This window comes from Candidatus Hodarchaeum mangrovi (assembly GCF_975850365.1).
Genome location: NZ_CDLCQJ010000016.1, coordinates 1 through 13,903 on the forward strand (window position 1 = coordinate 1; position 13,903 = coordinate 13,903).

General features: G+C 34.5%; 13 protein-coding genes. 3 read left to right on the forward strand and 10 right to left on the reverse strand.

The window, feature by feature from the left end:
- Nucleotides 1-545: 545 nt before the first annotated feature.
- The 3 genes from ACWVCY_RS02270 to ACWVCY_RS02280 form a co-directional block, all read right to left on the reverse strand.
- Nucleotides 546-866: a hypothetical protein gene (locus tag ACWVCY_RS02270; protein ID WP_455140067.1), complete on the reverse strand. Its 321-nt coding sequence runs from the start codon at nt 864-866 to the stop codon at nt 546-548.
- A 128-nt stretch (nt 867-994) separates the two neighbouring features.
- A complete protein-coding gene (locus ACWVCY_RS02275) occupies nt 995-1,492 on the reverse strand; it encodes a DinB family protein (protein WP_455140068.1) in 498 nt (165 codons plus the stop codon).
- Between the two features lies 1 nt (nt 1,493).
- On the reverse strand, nt 1,494-2,309 hold the full coding sequence (locus tag ACWVCY_RS02280; protein ID WP_455140069.1) for a class I SAM-dependent methyltransferase: 816 nt from the start codon (nt 2,307-2,309) through the stop codon (nt 1,494-1,496).
- Nucleotides 2,310-2,787: 478 nt separating this feature from the next.
- Here ACWVCY_RS02280 and ACWVCY_RS02285 point away from each other — a divergent pair, with 478 nt between their 5' ends.
- On the forward strand, nt 2,788-3,213 hold the full coding sequence (locus ACWVCY_RS02285) for a GNAT family N-acetyltransferase (protein WP_455140070.1): 426 nt from the start codon (nt 2,788-2,790) through the stop codon (nt 3,211-3,213).
- 10 nt (nt 3,214-3,223) lie between these two features.
- On the opposite strand, the gene ACWVCY_RS02290 is transcribed toward ACWVCY_RS02285, so the two are convergent.
- Nucleotides 3,224-4,273: a hypothetical protein gene (locus ACWVCY_RS02290; RefSeq protein ID WP_455140071.1), complete on the reverse strand. Its 1,050-nt coding sequence runs from the start codon at nt 4,271-4,273 to the stop codon at nt 3,224-3,226.
- Between the two features lie 224 nt (nt 4,274-4,497).
- Here ACWVCY_RS02290 and ACWVCY_RS02295 point away from each other — a divergent pair, with 224 nt between their 5' ends.
- Nucleotides 4,498-5,706: a hypothetical protein gene (locus tag ACWVCY_RS02295; RefSeq protein WP_455140072.1), complete on the forward strand. Its 1,209-nt coding sequence runs from the start codon at nt 4,498-4,500 to the stop codon at nt 5,704-5,706.
- A gap of 15 nt (nt 5,707-5,721) precedes the next feature.
- Here ACWVCY_RS02295 and ACWVCY_RS02300 read toward each other — a convergent pair whose 3' ends face one another.
- The 6 genes from ACWVCY_RS02300 to ACWVCY_RS02325 form a co-directional block, all read right to left on the reverse strand.
- A complete protein-coding gene (locus ACWVCY_RS02300; RefSeq protein ID WP_455140073.1) occupies nt 5,722-6,732 on the reverse strand; it encodes an NAD(P)-dependent oxidoreductase in 1,011 nt (336 codons plus the stop codon).
- 26 nt (nt 6,733-6,758) lie between these two features.
- Entirely contained in the window at nt 6,759-8,270 is a 1,512-nt protein-coding gene (locus tag ACWVCY_RS02305) for an FGGY-family carbohydrate kinase (protein WP_455140074.1), read from the reverse strand.
- A gap of 9 nt (nt 8,271-8,279) precedes the next feature.
- Nucleotides 8,280-8,900 carry a class II aldolase/adducin family protein gene (locus tag ACWVCY_RS02310; RefSeq protein WP_455140075.1) on the reverse strand — a complete coding sequence of 207 codons (621 nt, stop codon included), beginning with the start codon at nt 8,898-8,900 and terminating at the stop codon, nt 8,280-8,282.
- Between the two features lie 24 nt (nt 8,901-8,924).
- A complete protein-coding gene (locus tag ACWVCY_RS02315) occupies nt 8,925-9,257 on the reverse strand; it encodes an SCP2 sterol-binding domain-containing protein (protein WP_455140076.1) in 333 nt (110 codons plus the stop codon).
- A 184-nt stretch (nt 9,258-9,441) separates the two neighbouring features.
- The gene (locus ACWVCY_RS02320; protein WP_455140077.1) at nt 9,442-11,388 is read right to left on the reverse strand and encodes an aldehyde ferredoxin oxidoreductase family protein; all 1,947 of its coding nucleotides are present in this window, start codon (nt 11,386-11,388) and stop codon (nt 9,442-9,444) included.
- Nucleotides 11,389-11,439: 51 nt separating this feature from the next.
- The gene (locus ACWVCY_RS02325) at nt 11,440-12,273 is read right to left on the reverse strand and encodes a 2-oxo acid dehydrogenase subunit E2 (RefSeq protein WP_455140078.1); all 834 of its coding nucleotides are present in this window, start codon (nt 12,271-12,273) and stop codon (nt 11,440-11,442) included.
- A gap of 138 nt (nt 12,274-12,411) precedes the next feature.
- On the opposite strand from ACWVCY_RS02325, the gene ACWVCY_RS02330 reads away from it, so the two are divergent.
- Nucleotides 12,412-13,608, forward strand: a complete 1,197-nt coding sequence (locus ACWVCY_RS02330) for a serine hydrolase domain-containing protein (protein WP_455140079.1) — start codon at nt 12,412-12,414, stop codon at nt 13,606-13,608.
- Nucleotides 13,609-13,903: the final 295 nt, after the last annotated feature.

Below are 13,903 nucleotides of genomic sequence, written 5' to 3' on the forward strand. Positions count from 1 at the left end.
ATTAAGGCTATCAAAGATTGTCCACTCCTTATGTTTTTGGATTCCCCGTACATCTAATAAAAGGGGCCTGTAACCATTGCGTAGTTGTTGATAAAGTACTTTAGGGGATATTTCAATCCTCAATTCAGATTGTGGCAATTTTACTCACTTTTTTTAATTAAATTGACTTTTAATAATAAAAATTTATATTTTCTTTTACGATTGTAGTTGGAAATTTCAGTTCTTACAAGGATCGCTAAAAAAATGTAAAATTTAATTCGCTGGTTGATAGAAAACAATATTTGTTCTTGAATTAAGAAGTCAAATGTAGAGGCTTAGATATTTTGATTAGAATATATGATGAAAACTCATCTGAAATATCCCTTTCATATTTTCTATTCCTGACCTTTAAAGCTCTCTATATGATTGGTTATCTCACGATCAGAATACATTTCATTTTCTCAACTTTTTGGATTTAATTTGCTTTTTTTTGTCCTTTCTGTTTTCTACAGCAGTAGGTTTCCTTTACATTAGGATAGTGGAGCTAAATTATTAATTAATCATCATTAAGACCGATCAAAAGGTTCTCCGCATTTTGGACAGAAATTTCCTTTAAAGTTAGCCCCACAAATCCCGCAGCTGACCCATCTTGATGGTGGAGGCTTCTCCTTTTCATGTGGTGAAGAGGAATATTCCCTAACATTCATTAAACCTTTTTCATCGGTAAAAAACTGTGTGTATCCACATTCAGCACAGATATAAATTTCAAGGGTTGCAGTTTTAGGAAATGCTATTGGTACAGAAAATGTATACATTCCTGGGCTAAATTTAAATGCTCCACGGATGTCAGAAGCTCCACAATTCGGACAATGCTGGACAAATCTCATGTTTAATATAATTGATTCTTTAGGTTAATATTCCTGTTGATTCCAGAAGAGTATTTGTATAGAAGTTAAATAAAGATCTTGGCTTTTATTTCTTTTTGCAATTGAAATTTAGATTTTTAAGAAATCTATTAGGTAAAGGAGGGTTTTGAATATAAATTAATTAAATAATAAATTTGGCCCCTATGATAATTATCATGGTCATACCATTCTTCCAACAATTGAAATATTTTCATCTTTTCTCCCCAAGGTGCCTTTGTGTCCTTTTCATAAGAGGAATCTTCTGCTTCTAGAATATGTTCTGAAAAATCTTCAGTGACTAGGAATTTTTCCTTAATTTCTTCTAATGAATAATGTACTCTCTCTTCTATTCGGAAAAAGACATTTCTGACCCATTGTGCTCGCACACTTAAATCAGTTTGACTACGATTTGGATCAAAACTTTGATGAATATACCGAATTTCAGAACCAAGGATATGCCGTAATATTTCGTCTATTGACCATAAATTTTCTTTTGGTCTTTTTTTAAATTCATCTTCATTAAATTGTGTCAAATTTTCCCATAATTGTTGACGATGTCTTAATATTCTTGAATAACGACCTTTCCAAATTTTTCTATATGAATCCAAATTAAAACACCTTCTTTTTTCGACAAGAAATTATCAATGAAAAAGGAATAATTTGATTGACCCGAATGAATTTTTCATTAATTTTTCTGTCGTAATATGCAAGTTCCTTAAAATTTGATTGTCGAAGCTGTTCTCTGTTAAAACCTTTTGGTTCTACAATTCTTTCAATTAGAAAACCAGAGTAAATTAGACTATTAATTAACTCTTCAAAGCGTCTATATCGTTGACCAAATGAAGCGATTTTTTGTTGATTTTCATCCTCCCAATTCCATATGTCACGTGATTCATTAAAATATGAATATATTTTCTCGAAGTTGTATTCTTCTAAGGCTTCCCATAAAACAAATTGAATTGGATGTAAAATACAGATTAGAAATTGTCCATTATTCCTTAAAATTCTAAAACTCTCATTGAAGACTTTCTGAATATCTTCTACATAACTGATTGCATGTACGGAAATAATTAGATCAAATGATTCATCTAGAAAAGTTGTGGAAAGATTTTCCATATCTTGCCTTATAAACTTTATATTCACATTTTCTCTTGAAGCAAGACCTTGAGCATAAAGTAATTGTTTTTCAGAGATATCTAATCCAGTGACAGATTTAGCTCCCCACTTTGCTAAAACAATGGATATTTGTCCTCCTCCACACCCTAATTCGAGGCAATCTTTACCTTTGACATCATCTAATAACTTCAAATGCTTTTCACTGGGAGCATAAGGACCATAATGAACATCCTCTAGAGATATAATTGTTTGAGCTTGATAATAATCGCTTAATTTATCCCAAGAAATTCTATTATCTTCATTTGACATAAATTGGCCTCTAATCTAAGATATTCGATAAAAATTAATTATCTTATTGAATTGTTTAAAGTTTTTCCCTCTAATATGTCTTGAAGGAATTTTTCAACCGTATCAAAATCATTTTTAGGCTTTTTAGATGCATCTAGGGTTTTTAGAATACCTTCTCCCTCTTCAATGAGACATGAGAGATTGCTTTTTAGTTCTGTTGTAGTTATTGAATTAATTGTAATTAATCTTTTTATCATTACATTTTTGAATAAGAAGATGAAAAAGTTCACTTTTACTAAAATATCGCGATCCTACAATCATTAATGGGAGTCCCTTCTGACCTTGAAAGAGAATGAAATATCCAAGCTCACCAAGTAAGGAAAAAATAATTTTAGCTCAAGTGGAAATTCTAGTCAATTCAATTGTTAAGCCAAAATAATATTAATAGTTCTTAAATGCTTCCATCGGATTTTTAATTAATAAAAAGAGTGATGAAAACATGATAGAAATTCTATCAATTGAGCAATATTCGCAAATATTAGATCTGTGGTATCTTACCAATTTACCATTGAAAGAAAAAGGACGTGATAGTTATTTAAGCCTTGAAAAACAACTAAATACAGGATCAATTATTATTATAGGTTATTTTTCAGAGAAAACTTTGGTAGGTGTTGTATTAATAAGTCAAGATGGGAGAAAGGGATGGATAAATCGACTCGCAGTTCATCCAAATTATCGACGACAGGGTATTGCTTCTCAATTAATCCAATATTGTGAAAATTATTTTAAAAGCCTTGATATTACCGTTTATGGAGCTCTAATTGAAGCAGATAATACCCCAAGTAAAAATTGCTTCGAGAAAAACGGATGGAGCTGTTGGCCAGAGATTCAATATTATTCAAAACGTAAAAGTGATCAGAGTTAAAATAGCTATTTTATAGATGAATAGGGAACCCGAAAGTTAATAATAATGTCATTATGATTAGGGGAATTATTCTAAGATAACCAACCTCACGTTCAAAACCCCATAAATATTCAATTGCCAAAAATAAGTAGATTATAATAAAAACAAAGGAAAAAAATTCAAGTATTATTCCGAATGTTCCTGCATAATCTGTGATGTTAAAAATCAAAAAGCGAGCTTGATCAAAAGAAACATTATAATTTAGCACATATGTTTCATAATTACTCAATTGATTTATTAGAGCTAATATAGGAAGAAAAATCACTTTAGGCGCTATTAATACTGAAATTATTTTAAGAGTCTGTAAATATTCAATCTTCAAGGGAGCATCATAAGTTATTAAGTATATAACTGTTGTATATAACAGGAATAAGATTAAGTTAAGTATCAAGTATCCAATTATACCATCACTAATTATTTCATTTTGAAGCGGTACCCATTCCATTTGTTTTACTGGATTTCCATAAACAAATCTTGGTACTGTTATAATTGTAAAGATTATTAGAATTATACTTGAAATTGTATAAAGAATGAGGAAAGGCATCCATGTATCAATACCATAACGAAGATAATTGAAAATCTTCTTGGGGAAAATAAACATTTGAAATTGATAAATTGTTCCTGAAATAGAATCTCTTTTATTAGGGACAGGAATATTTTCCTTTTGACTAACGCCCCGAAGTTGAGAAAGAGGCATTCGACATGAAGGGCAAGTTTTCTTTTCAAGATCTCCTTCAGATAGACTTTTCAGACAAACTTGACAATACTCATAATTTAGGATTGAATCAAGTTCTTTACTAGAAAAATCCAACGAATCCTGTACAAATTGAGCCAATCCATGAACTGCCGTAAAGTATTGATAAGCAGTAATTTTTTTCTCCTTATAACGAATTTTTTGCTTTTTTAACCATTTAATCCAGCTATAAGTGGTTTTCTTATATTCAATCTTTTCTGGTGTCTTTTCCAATTCATCTGTTATGAAATTAATAATTGCTTCTAGTGGTATATCATTGCTACTCATTAAAAGCCCTCATTTGACTCTATTTAGCTTGAAATTATCAGGTTTTTAAAACCTAAAATAAAATATCCCTTAAAGATTTTAATTGTGATTTTTAATTGAATAAAATGCTTTTTAGAAAAACTATATAATATTTTGTTAAGCAGCACTTATTCTTTTCTTATTTTATTCTAAATAAGAAGTTTTATTACGAATAAATACTAAAAATGTATGGAGTCATTAGATTTATGTTCCCAATCCAATTATGCGGATTAATTATTTTTTTCTGTGAAGTGGTTTCTAACATTACTTTATTCTATTTTATAGCAAAAAGATACCGAAGAACGAAACTTCTTGTAGTAGCTATTCTTTCTAGTTTATATATCGTATTTATCGCTTTTATTGCTATAGAATTACTCTTTTTCCTTATAAACTTTAATAATCCTGTCAATGCTTATCTTGATGTGGGAAATAATTTTTTTACTTCCCTTTTACCCTTTTTTGGGGGTATATCTGCTGGGATTTTTCTTCTTTTCATAGAATATTTTCGTAATGAACGAATAAATCCAATTCATATGGGTATTTATGGTGTCTTTTTAGGAGCATTTATTCTAAATCTTCTTTATCATTATATCATCCCAGAAACAGTTAATATCAGTGAATTAACTCCGCCTTTGATGACCAATGATGTGCAAGAGTTATTTTATTTTTTTCTAAGCTTTTTATTTTCTACTAATTTTCCTGCACCCTATTTTGTGGGTTATGTTGTCATTATAACTTTACATTCATTGAATCAAATAAATAAATTAATTGCTCCTCATGAAAAAATACAAAAACGTCAAATAAAGTTAATGGAATATTCGATCATTTTTTATTATCTTTTCACCCTTCTTTTAGTCGTTTCAGGCAATATTCTTAGAAACATTACACCCCCTGACGTCCAAGTTTTTTTGAAACATTTTGCTCCTCATATAACAGTTCTTTTAGGGCATTATACAATGTTTCAAGCATATGTTAAAGCTCCTATTGGATTCTTGCAATTTCAACGAAATGAAAAAATTCTTGTTATGAACCAATCAGGTATTCCTTTATTTTCATATGATTTTGAAGATTTTAATCAGGAAAAAATTTTCAGCACTCGTCTAAAAGGGGAGCAAGATCTTCTCTTATCTGGGGGAGTCTATGCGGTTCTATCGCTTTTTCGAGATATGATCCAAACAACCAATATCAAATTAATTCAATTTGAAAAGAAACAACTCATGCTGGCTTATAATGATAATTTCATTACCTTTCTTATAGTAGATAGAGTCTCTCAGTTTCTTTGGTCAGCATTAGAATCTTTTTGCCGTATGTTTAATCTAAGATATGGCAATGAAGCAGGAGAATTAACAGTGGTTCCTGTTTATATTTTTGATGATGCAGTTGAATTAGTAGCCTTAGCGTTTGGTCGAAAGTAAATTTCGGATCCTTATTTATGTTTTCCATTGATATTTAAGATTTTTACCTTCAAGAAAACTTAAAATATCAGAGACAATCATTTCAGTTTGGTGTCGGATTACATCTTGAGTATTTCCACCAAAATGAGGCATAACTGTAACATTGGGAAGTTTTAAGAAACGGTTATCTGAATCAACTGGTTCATCATCGAAAACATCGAGGCCAGCACCTGCTATCTTCTTTTTTACAAGAGCTTCATAAAGAGCATCTTCATCGATGCAAAAGGAACGAGCAAGATTAAAAAAATGCGCTGTTGGCTTCATCAATGCAAACAATTCTTTGGTAATGAGTCCTTCTGTTTCCTCTATCGGAGGAGTATGAATCGTGATCAGATCAGATTCTTTCATCAACTCTTCTAGCTCAACAGCTTGAGCTAGGGTTTCTTTAACAACTAGATGATTTGAATCTATATAAGGGTCATAATAGATTATTTTCGATCCAAAGCCAAGATGTAGACGTTTAGCTACTCTTTGGCCAATTTGGCCAAATCCTATTATCCCAATTGTCAATCCACCCAATTCAATTCCAATGAATTGGTTATAGAATTCCGCAAATCCGCTTTCATCTAATTCTGATATGTCAAACTCTCCACTTCGCAGAAATCTATCCAATTGAATAATTTTCCTTGCTTGAGATAGCATCATACCAACTGTTAAATCTGCTACTGCATCAGCATTTCTATGGGGTGTATAAATAACAGGGATTCCTTTTTCTTCAGCTGCTTCAGCATCAATATTAACAGGAGTTCCTCGAGTTGACGCAATCAATTTTAAATGGGTTTTCTCTATTACCCAAGCATCAATTTCATCAGCTTCTGTAATAATGATTTCTATGTTCTCATTATTTAATTTTAAAATTAGTTCTTCATCATCAAAAAATAACTTGCCTGTTTTCCTCCAATTTTCATATTGAACATTCAATTGAGGGTGATTTTGGAGTATTCTAAGACCATTCTCATGAAATGGAGCCGTTATTAAAACTTTCATTCATTGGATCTCCTAAAATACAGAGTTCACTCTTCAGTTCGTGACTCTTGGTAAATCTCTTTCCATCGCGGATATAATGACTCATATTCAGCATTTTCAGCTTCTTGAGGATAGAAATAAATATGTTCTCTGAAGAACTTGCAAGCTTCCTCCATATCCTTGTACACTCCAAGACCAATCATGCTTGCAATCGCTCCAGCTAGAGCTGCACCCTCAGGTTCTAATACTCTGATCTCAGAATTAAGAACATTCGATAAAATTTGGGCAAAAGCTTTTGAACGACTTAATCCTCCAACTAAATTAATTTCAGAAGAAGGAACACCAGTTAGATCGCTGATTTGTTCGTAATTTGCCCTGACAGCATAACTAAGGTTTTCAAGTAAAGCTCGAGCAAAAGAACCAATATTTATAGGATTATCAAAAGAATAAGCAATGGGAGTAAATTGATAACCCCCTCCACTAGGAATTAGCAACATTTTCTGAGCTGAGAATATTTGAGGACCTAAATCTGCAAACACTCCACCTGATCCAGGAGCTTCAGACAAAACAAGCTGTTCAAATTTTTCCCATGGATTATGAACCTCTAGAGGGGATAAAATTGATTCAATAAACCAATGGTGAATGTCTCCACCTGACCCTGCATTCGATTCAATTACCCAACGATGAAGAGGAAAAGCACCAGTCCATATATTCTGATCTGGATCAATTAAAGGTTTTTGTACGACAAATTGTAATGGCATTGTTGAACCAGCGACAACACCCATAGAATTAGGATGAATAGCTCCACATCCAATCAAAGAAGCTTGGGTATCTGCAGCACTCATAATCACGGGTATCTGGCTAGAGAATCCTAACTGTTGGCTAATTTCTGGGTTAATTGAACCAATAACCTCCCCGAATTGTAAAAGTTCAGGAAGAATCTCATGAGAAAAATTAAATTCTTCCATAATTTTATCAGACCATTTTCTTGCAGTGATATCAAATAATAGTGTTTCAGCTGCTGCAGTATCATCACTAGTATATTTTCCAGTTAAACGATAATTTACCCATCCATCTATTGTTAATAGGTGTTTAATCATATTATATTTTTCTTCTTCATTTTCTTTAAACCAGAGTAATCGTGGTAGTGCGAATAAAAATGGAGCTCCATGGCCAGTTATTCGGAAAAGTTCCTCATTAGTCATGTATTCTTCAACATCAACTTCTAATCCTCTAGCATCACGATTGGGTCCTGCATATATCTCTTTTCCTTCTTTATTGAGAAATACACACCCATGTCGTTGAGATGTTGCAGAAATTGCCTTTATTTCACGTGCTTCAACTGATGCATTCTCTAATGCTTGTTGAATACACTTTACAAGAATATTCCAAAATAGATCAGGATTGAATTCGTGACCATAAGGCTCAAGACCTTCAGGTATCAAATAATGTTGACTCCATGGAATCTTTGAAAATCCTTTAATTTTTCCTATTTCATCAATAATTACCGCTTTTCCTCCACTAGTTCCTGCATCAAGCGATAAATAATAAATATTCATTCAATTCACCTAATCCCAATCAGGAAAACGACGAAGTTTTCCTTCGAACTGCTTTGCATTTAAATAAAGTTGTAAATATTCCTCTAAAGCTCTGGTTTTTATAGCTGCTCTCTGAAAGGATTCCTCACTGACAGAAATCACTCCATGATTTTGGAGTATAAGAACCTGACTGTCCCAAAGAGCTGTTGCAACTGCTTCACCCAATTCTTTTGATCCACTTCTCTCATATGGTACAATCACTACCTCGGGAACAAGAAAAGCTAATTCTGCAGTAAAAGGTTGAAATTCAGGTGGATTTTCTAGAATTGAGACCGCTGTTGCTAAAGGAGCATGAGAATGAATAATAAAGCGGAAATCTTCATCTTCTTGATAAACACGGAGATGCATAGGCCATTCTACACTCGGTGAATAGGTAGAATGTTCCTTTACTATTTCACCATGCAGTGTCATTTGAATGAGATCTTTCGGTTCAACTAAGTCTTTTTTCAATCCTGAAGGAGTTATCCAAAATTTATCAGTTTCTTCAACAGACCGAAAACTTAAGTTTCCCCCTATATCGGTCAAGATCTTTTCTGAATAAAGCTCCTTCATTGTCTTACATAATGATTGTTTCAATAATTGATCGTCCAAATGAAAAACCTCTTTTGTAGGTATTCATTTCATCAATTTTTGAAGTTTTAATAAATCAGGCATACTTCCTTTTACTTTCAACTTTTTAGCAGTATAAGCTTTCATCCCACCTATCTCCCCAGACATGATTCCAACCCATGTTTCAGAATCAGTGGTGATTTTGACATCTGATTTTTCAGGTTCTCCTTCTTGGATCTCGCTAGGAGTACCATTTTCAATTTTGAAATAATAATGTTTTCCAATATCACTGAATTCAAACGACATTACTTTATTCCACTTTCGAAATACTTTTTGAGACTTTTCAGTTAAAAAGTTTTCACGGAGTTTGTTAACGCTATCTACATAATCTTCAGTCATTGATTTCACTTCCAAATGATTGTTGGGTTAAGAAAGGAATTATTCCTATTAAATATAGATTCTTTGAAAAGGATTGTGTCATAAAAATACAACTTTTAATTTTTACTAAAATCTTCTGTAAAGCGACAAATTATTTATATATTTGGAACAGGTCGAAAAATATTATTTTTATTATATCTGAAACTCAAGAAGGAGTATCAAGCAGATTGGAATATTCAATTAATCCTAAATCTTGCAAGTGATTTTTATTAGGTAATGAAGTCTCTAAATCCCATTTCAATTTATTATAAAAATCACGTATAATCTGATTTTCTTCTTCGACAGTAATACCTTTATTTGGGCCACTAATTGCTGTTTTAAGAAGTCGAGTAGGTAATTTGAATGCTAAAGGATTAATTCCTTCACGAATGTTGAACAAATGTTTAAGAGTAAAAATTCTTTCACCAATTATTGCAAGTTCTTTTCCTGAATAGGTTGAACCCAGAGTTAATTTTAAGAATTCAGCTATTGGGAAATTTCCCGTTACTAAAGAAAATTGACATAACCCCAGTGACGAAGTGAGTTGATTATAAAAATAAAAATTAGAGATTTGATCCTTCTTATCTAATTCAGGATACATTTCGTTATATTTAGATAATCCAATCATCAACTCCATAAATGCAGTATGTCGACCAGGAGCTGGATCTATTCGATAGGGTAAAACAAGTGTTTTAGAATAACGGGGATCATGAGCTGGAATTGGTTGATTTTGGATATGCATCGCATATTCTTCTCCCAATTCCTTTTCAACTGCTTTTAATCCTTCTGCAAACCGATCCCCAAGGCCTCTACGATGAACTATTAGCTCTAAAAAGGCCAAATAGTTTTGCGGGTGTCCCCAATCTAGGATTAAACCTTCTAAATCTTGAGCTGTTAACCGTCCTGTTTCCTGTGCCTCTATAGCATAAGCTATTAATGCACCAGCCGCGATTGTATCCACTCCCTGTCTATTACAAAAGTCATTAAGCTGAAAAATTGATCCTAGATCATCATTCAGGAGATTTGATCCCAGCATTGCTAATGTTTCATATTCAGGCTTATGGGTATCTTCAAAAGTATATCTTTCATCTGAATAACGCATTATTCCTCCACAAGCCATTGGACAGGAATGACATCCATAGCTTTTGATCTGATATTGTATTACATTATCTCCAGTTATTTTTATACTATTTTTTAACGGAAAATCCTTATGAGAACCACCCCAATTTTTTACTGGACCATCTCCTGTTTCTACTGCAATAGCCGTTCCAGCACAAGTTCCCCACTTTCTATACCCCTCTATCACTAGATTAGAAGGACTCATAGAGCCGAAGTTTTTAATCCTGAAGCGTCGAATCCATGGTGCAAATATCGTTGAAGCTTTTAAAGCAGGTTCCATTAATGAACTAATTCCTTTATTTATCCGTTTATTAACCAATTTTCTAAGCTCGGTTAATCCATCTGGGTCACTTACTGGTATATCCTTTGTTCCACTAACGACAATAGCTTTCAAATTTTTAGACCCCATGACTGCACCTAAACCACTTCTAGCCGCTATTCGTCCTTTATCGGTCACAATACCACTAATTAATACTTTATTCTCTCCAGCTAATCCTATAGAGGCAACATGTACCTTTCCATATTGATTCTGCAGTATTTCCTCAGTTTCTAAACAATCCTTCCCTTTTAAATGAGGTGAGGAAATAATCTCTACTGAATCATCAGTAATACGTAGAATACTTAGCTCTTTAGATTTTCCTTTAATTATAAGACCATCAAATCCAGATTTTCTTAATTCTGGCCCAAAACGTCCACCACAGTTAGCCTCTCCCCATGTATTAGTCAGTGGAGATTTAGATGCAACAGTAAACCGTCCAGAAAAAGGAATTCGTGTTGCACTAAATATTCCTGTAATAAAGCATAAAAAATTATCTGGAGAGAGAGGATCAACTTTAGCAGGCATATTTCTTAAGAGATAATCAATAACTATGCCATGACCACCTAAAAATTTTAAAAATTTTTCTTCACTAAATCCAATTGACTCTAATGAAACAGATTTATTTGTTAAGTCAATTATTGCAAGACGATATAATCTAGAATTAGAAATACTCAATTAATTACCATCCATTGAAGATATACAATTCAAATAGCTCTATATTTTTACTCATTTGAGGCCAAAACCCATTTGCATTAATTCCGAAAGCTTAGCGAGGAATCGAGTCGCGGGAGCTCCAAGGGACACCTCCTCATCAAACATCACAGTCATACTGAGGTATTCGCCAATGTCGACAGGGTTAGCTAGATCTCTTCGCTTCTTAAAGATTCCCCCCAATGCGAACACAACAGGATGCAAACCGATTGGGATGGCCCATCCCCCGCCTTTTCCGAACATACCTACTGCTGTGACACCAACAGTACCCATGAGACGCTTCCTTAGAAAAGGATCTGATCTAATTTTCCACCAAAAAGGCTTCTTCAGGAAGCCTGGTAAGCGAAGAAAGACACTGACTGACTCAGGAATCCCTTCACCAGCTATGAAACGTCCACTGGTTTCTAACCTCTGGACCCGACGAATTTCATCATTAATCTGCCTGAAGCTCTTCTCGTTCGCCTTCCTCACGATGTATTGAGTAGGAACCTTTTCTGAATTCACCTGCCGCTCGATTATCATGCCAACATCAACATCCTCGAAGACAATGAGCTTTATTTTTCCTTTCTTAAAGGCTTGAATTTCTCTATGCTCGCCTATGGCTTGAGCAATACATTTTATCACCCAAGCTGTGAAAGAAAGCTTCTCTCCAGTCTTTACTTCATTCTCTATGATAAACTTCCGTGCTTCTGTGACATCAATCTCAACTAGCCCATAGATACGGTTTTTCGGTGCTAGGTTGTTAAGAAGGTCTATGGGCCAAGTAGATCTGCGGGTTATTTCTCTGAAAGGAACAGTACTTCCTAATTCTTCGGGTTTCATATCTGGGTCCTGCTTTTGTGAACTCATAAACAATAAACCTCATTTCCATCCGTTAGAACCAAAATACTAGAGCACTTTGTCCCTGTTGCGTATAGGCATATTATATATAAATGTATACTAAATGTACATTAATCGTTCTATATATAAACCACAGGGTGAATCAAAGTGACCAAAAAAAGTGTGATTTCAGGGTTTGTCAAACCTAGGTTTGAAGCTGTACAGGAAGCCTTCGCTGAGAACTTTGAGCAACGAAATGAACTAGGGGCAGCCTGTTGTATTTACCACCGAGGAGAAAAAGTAGTCGACTTATGGGGTGGCATTAGAAGCGAAACTACTGGAGAACCATGGGAAGAAGATACCATGGTGATTGTTTGGTCAACTACAAAGGGATTAGCTGGATTAGCTATGGCACTTGCTCATTCACGGGGATTATTTGACTTCGATGAATGTATCTCAAAGTATTGGCCTGAATTTGCTCAAGAGGGTAAAGAGAATATCACTATTCGACAGCTACTAGCACATCAAGCGGGACTCTTTGAATTCGATGGACAAGGTGACAAGAACACGATAGCAGACCTTGATCGCCTAGCAGAGAACTTAGCACGACAAAAACCTGCATGGGAGCCAGGAACGAAGCAGGGATATCACGCTATCAGCCTTGGATACTACCAAAGCGAGCTCTTGCGCCACGTTGACCCCAATGGCCGTAGCCTAGGGCAGTACTTCCAAGATGAAATTGCTACTCCACTTGGTCTCGACTTCTACATTCGACTTCCTGAAGAAATTCCAAATTCCAGACTAGCTACCCTTCGAACTGCCAAGATTGGCCTTTTGGCGATACGAGGTATGCCATTCCGCTTGGTTCTTGCATCGATGTACAAAAATTCTACATTCCGTAGATCGCTATTTGGGAGTGACATTTCCTTGGACAAAGAACATATTTATGCTAGGAATTTCGAAGTTCCTTCAGGAGGAGGTGTGGGAACAGCCCGTGCCATTGCTCATGCATACAGCGTTTTTGCGACAGGTGGAAAGGAACTTGGAGTGCGAGAGGATACACTTCAACAATTAATGGCACCCCCCGTTGCTCCATTACAAGGATCCAGAGATCTAGCCCTAAAAGTGGAGATACCATTCTCTCTCAGTTTCACGAAACCCTCTCCAAAGACCCCCTGGGGTTCTCCTAGCTCATTTGGGATGCCAGGAACAGGAGGTTCATTTGGATTTGCGGATCCACAAGCTAAGATAGGATATGGGTATGTCCTCAATGGGATGGGTATGTCACTTACTGATCCAAGAGACCTCGCTCTACGTACAGCAATGTACCATTCAATTGGCATAACAGATCCGTACTATGAGTGAGGAGACAATCCAACACTAGGAACCAAGAGATTCAAAACGATACAAATTTTAACAAGTCTGCAAATTCTAATACTTCCTATTGTATTTTGCCTTCACATTTGAATATGAAAACTAACATACTTATAGGTACTTTGTGGTAGGTTACAGTTTCATTACTGCGTACAGAAATTGATTTCGTCTCTACCCAATCGGAACTCTTTTATATTCCTCGTGTTAGGTATCTTGGGATTCTTAATAGATCCCTAGATTCTGAAAGGATAATTATTGTGGTTAATCAGGATTCAGGGACATATTA

What these genes read in the sequence shown, in the direction of transcription:
- ACWVCY_RS02315 (WP_455140076.1), bottom strand. Translation starts at nt 9,257, where the DNA reads ATGACTGAAGATTATGTAGATAGCGTTAACAAACTCCGTGAAAACTTT.
- ACWVCY_RS02325 (WP_455140078.1), bottom strand. Translation starts at nt 12,273, where the DNA reads ATGAGTTCACAAAAGCAGGACCCAGATATGAAACCCGAAGAATTAGGA.
- ACWVCY_RS02280 (WP_455140069.1), bottom strand. Translation starts at nt 2,309, where the DNA reads ATGTCAAATGAAGATAATAGAATTTCTTGGGATAAATTAAGCGATTAT.
- ACWVCY_RS02305 (WP_455140074.1), bottom strand. Translation starts at nt 8,270, where the DNA reads ATGAATATTTATTATTTATCGCTTGATGCAGGAACTAGTGGAGGAAAA.
- ACWVCY_RS02285 (WP_455140070.1), top strand. Translation starts at nt 2,788, where the DNA reads ATGATAGAAATTCTATCAATTGAGCAATATTCGCAAATATTAGATCTG.
- ACWVCY_RS02295 (WP_455140072.1), top strand. Translation starts at nt 4,498, where the DNA reads ATGTTCCCAATCCAATTATGCGGATTAATTATTTTTTTCTGTGAAGTG.
- ACWVCY_RS02270 (WP_455140067.1), bottom strand. Translation starts at nt 866, where the DNA reads ATGAGATTTGTCCAGCATTGTCCGAATTGTGGAGCTTCTGACATCCGT.
- ACWVCY_RS02290 (WP_455140071.1), bottom strand. Translation starts at nt 4,273, where the DNA reads ATGAGTAGCAATGATATACCACTAGAAGCAATTATTAATTTCATAACA.
- ACWVCY_RS02300 (WP_455140073.1), bottom strand. Translation starts at nt 6,732, where the DNA reads ATGAAAGTTTTAATAACGGCTCCATTTCATGAGAATGGTCTTAGAATA.